The sequence below is a fragment of the Pantoea sp. B9002 genome (assembly GCF_013385945.1).
In the GTDB taxonomy this organism is placed as follows: Bacteria; Pseudomonadota; Gammaproteobacteria; order Enterobacterales; family Enterobacteriaceae; genus Pantoea.
In genome coordinates this window covers 157-3,310 of the sequence record NZ_JACAPA010000073.1, presented here as the reverse complement: position 1 = coordinate 3,310, position 3,154 = coordinate 157, and the positions used below count along the sequence as shown (strand labels likewise).

At 52.8% G+C, this 3,154-nt stretch carries 1 rRNA gene; it reads left to right on the top strand.

Annotated features, from left to right (window positions below):
* Nucleotides 1-213 precede the first annotated feature (213 nt).
* Nucleotides 214-3,122: ribosomal RNA gene (locus tag HX773_RS25000) — 23S ribosomal RNA — on the top strand.
* The last annotated feature ends 32 nt before the right edge of the window (nucleotides 3,123-3,154 follow it).

The following is a 3,154-nucleotide window of genomic DNA, read 5'->3' as shown; positions in this document are numbered from 1 at the left end:
TCAATTTTCAGCTTGTTCCGGATGGTTAAAGAGCAATATCTCAAAACTGACTTAACCGTCATGTTTGAGATATTGCTCTTTAACAATCCGGAACAAGCTGAAAATTGAAACGACGTGTTGGTTCATTTCTCCGTAATAAGAAATGAATAACAACATGTTCGAGTCTCTCAATGCCTGCAGTCTGCAGCGTTGTAAAACGCCTGTGGGTTGTGAGGTTAAGCGACTAAGCGTACACGGTGGATGCCCTGGCAGTCAGAGGCGATGAAGGACGTGCTAATCTGCGTAAAGCGTCGGTAAGGTGATATGAACCGCTACAGCCGACGATGTCCGAATGGGGAAACCCGGTGCACTCAGTGCATCATCGCAACATGAATACATAGTGTTGCGAGGCGAACCTGGGGAACTGAAACATCTAAGTACCCAGAGGAAAAGAAATCAACCGAGATTCCCCCAGTAGCGGCGAGCGAACGGGGAACAGCCCAGAACCTGAATCAGTTTGTGCGTTAGTGGAAGCGTCTGGAAAGTCGCGCGATACCGGGTGATAGCCCCGTACACGAAAGTGCACAGACTGTGAGTTCGAAGAGTAGGGCGGGACACGTGGTATCCTGTCTGAATATGGGGGGACCATCCTCCAAGGCTAAATACTCCTGACTGACCGATAGTGAACCAGTACCGTGAGGGAAAGGCGAAAAGAACCCCGGCGAGGGGAGTGAAACAGAACCTGAAACCGTGTACGTACAAGCAGTGGGAGCCTTGATTTATCAGGGTGACTGCGTACCTTTTGTATAATGGGTCAGCGACTTATATTCTGTAGCAAGGTTAACCGTATAGGGGAGCCGCAGGGAAACCGAGTCTTAACTGGGCGTTAAGTTGCAGGGTATAGACCCGAAACCCGGTGATCTAGCCATGGGCAGGTTGAAGGTTGGGTAACACTAACTGGAGGACCGAACCGACTAATGTTGAAAAATTAGCGGATGACTTGTGGCTGGGGGTGAAAGGCCAATCAAACCGGGAGATAGCTGGTTCTCCCCGAAAGCTATTTAGGTAGCGCCTCGTGAACTCATCTTCGGGGGTAGAGCACTGTTTCGGCTAGGGGGCCATCCCGGCTTACCAACCCGATGCAAACTGCGAATACCGAAGAATGTTATCACGGGAGACACACGGCGGGTGCTAACGTCCGTCGTGAAGAGGGAAACAACCCAGACCGCCAGCTAAGGTCCCAAAGTCATGGTTAAGTGGGAAACGATGTGGGAAGGCACAGACAGCCAGGATGTTGGCTTAGAAGCAGCCATCATTTAAAGAAAGCGTAATAGCTCACTGGTCGAGTCGGCCTGCGCGGAAGATGTAACGGGGCTAAACCATGCACCGAAGCTGCGGCAGCGACGCTTAGGCGTTGTTGGGTAGGGGAGCGTTCTGTAAGCCGTTGAAGGTGGCCTGTGAGGGCTGCTGGAGGTATCAGAAGTGCGAATGCTGACATAAGTAACGATAAAGCGGGTGAAAAGCCCGCTCGCCGGAAGACCAAGGGTTCCTGTTCAACGTTAATCGGAGCAGGGTGAGTCGACCCCTAAGGCGAGGCTGAAAAGCGTAGTCGATGGGAAGCAGGTTAATATTCCTGCACTTGGTGTTACTGCGAAGGGGGGACGGAGAAGGCTAGGTTATCCGGGCGACGGTTGTCCCGGTTTAAGCGTGTAGGCTGATATCTTTGGTAAATCCGGGATATCTTAAGGCTGAGGCGTGACGACGAGCCACCACGGTGGTGAAGTAACTGATGCCCTGCTTCCAGGAAAAGCCTCTAAGCTCCAGGTAACACGAAATCGTACCCCAAACCGACACAGGTGGTCAGGTAGAGAATACCAAGGCGCTTGAGAGAACTCGGGTGAAGGAACTAGGCAAAATGGTGCCGTAACTTCGGGAGAAGGCACGCTGGCGCGTAGGTGAAGGGACTTGCTCCCCGAGCCGAAGCCAGTCGAAGATACCAGCTGGCTGCAACTGTTTATTAAAAACACAGCACTGTGCAAACACGAAAGTGGACGTATACGGTGTGACGCCTGCCCGGTGCCGGAAGGTTAATTGATGGGGTTATCCGCAAGGAGAAGCTCTTGATCGAAGCCCCGGTAAACGGCGGCCGTAACTATAACGGTCCTAAGGTAGCGAAATTCCTTGTCGGGTAAGTTCCGACCTGCACGAATGGCGTAATGATGGCCAGGCTGTCTCCACCCGAGACTCAGTGAAATTGAAATCGCTGTGAAGATGCAGTGTACCCGCGGCAAGACGGAAAGACCCCGTGAACCTTTACTATAGCTTGACACTGAACATTGAGCCTTGATGTGTAGGATAGGTGGGAGGCTTTGAAGCGTGGACGCCAGTCTGCGTGGAGCCAACCTTGAAATACCACCCTTTAATGTTTGATGTTCTAACGTAGGCCCGTAATCCGGGCTGCGGACAGTGTCTGGTGGGTAGTTTGACTGGGGCGGTCTCCTCCCAAAGAGTAACGGAGGAGCACGAAGGTTGGCTAATCCTGGTCGGACATCAGGAGGTTAGTGCAATGGCATAAGCCAGCTTGACTGCGAGAGTGACGGCTCGAGCAGGTGCGAAAGCAGGTCATAGTGATCCGGTGGTTCTGAATGGAAGGGCCATCGCTCAACGGATAAAAGGTACTCCGGGGATAACAGGCTGATACCGCCCAAGAGTTCATATCGACGGCGGTGTTTGGCACCTCGATGTCGGCTCATCACATCCTGGGGCTGAAGTAGGTCCCAAGGGTACGGCTGTTCGCCGTTTAAAGTGGTACGCGAGCTGGGTTTAGAACGTCGTGAGACAGTTCGGTCCCTATCTGCCGTGGGCGCTGGAGAATTGAGGGGGGTTGCTCCTAGTACGAGAGGACCGGAGTGAACGCACCACTGGTGTTCGGGTTGTCATGCCAATGGCACTGCCCGGTAGCTAAGTGCGGAAAAGATAAGTGCTGAAAGCATCTAAGCACGAAACTTGCCCCGAGATGAGTTCTCCCTGACTCCTTGAGAGTCCTGAAGGGACGTTGAAGACTACGACGTTGATAGGCCGGATGTGTAAGCGCAGCGATGCGTTGAGCTAACCGGTACTAATGACCCGTGAGGCTTAACCTTACAACGCCAGAGGCGTTTTGGTCTGAGAGACC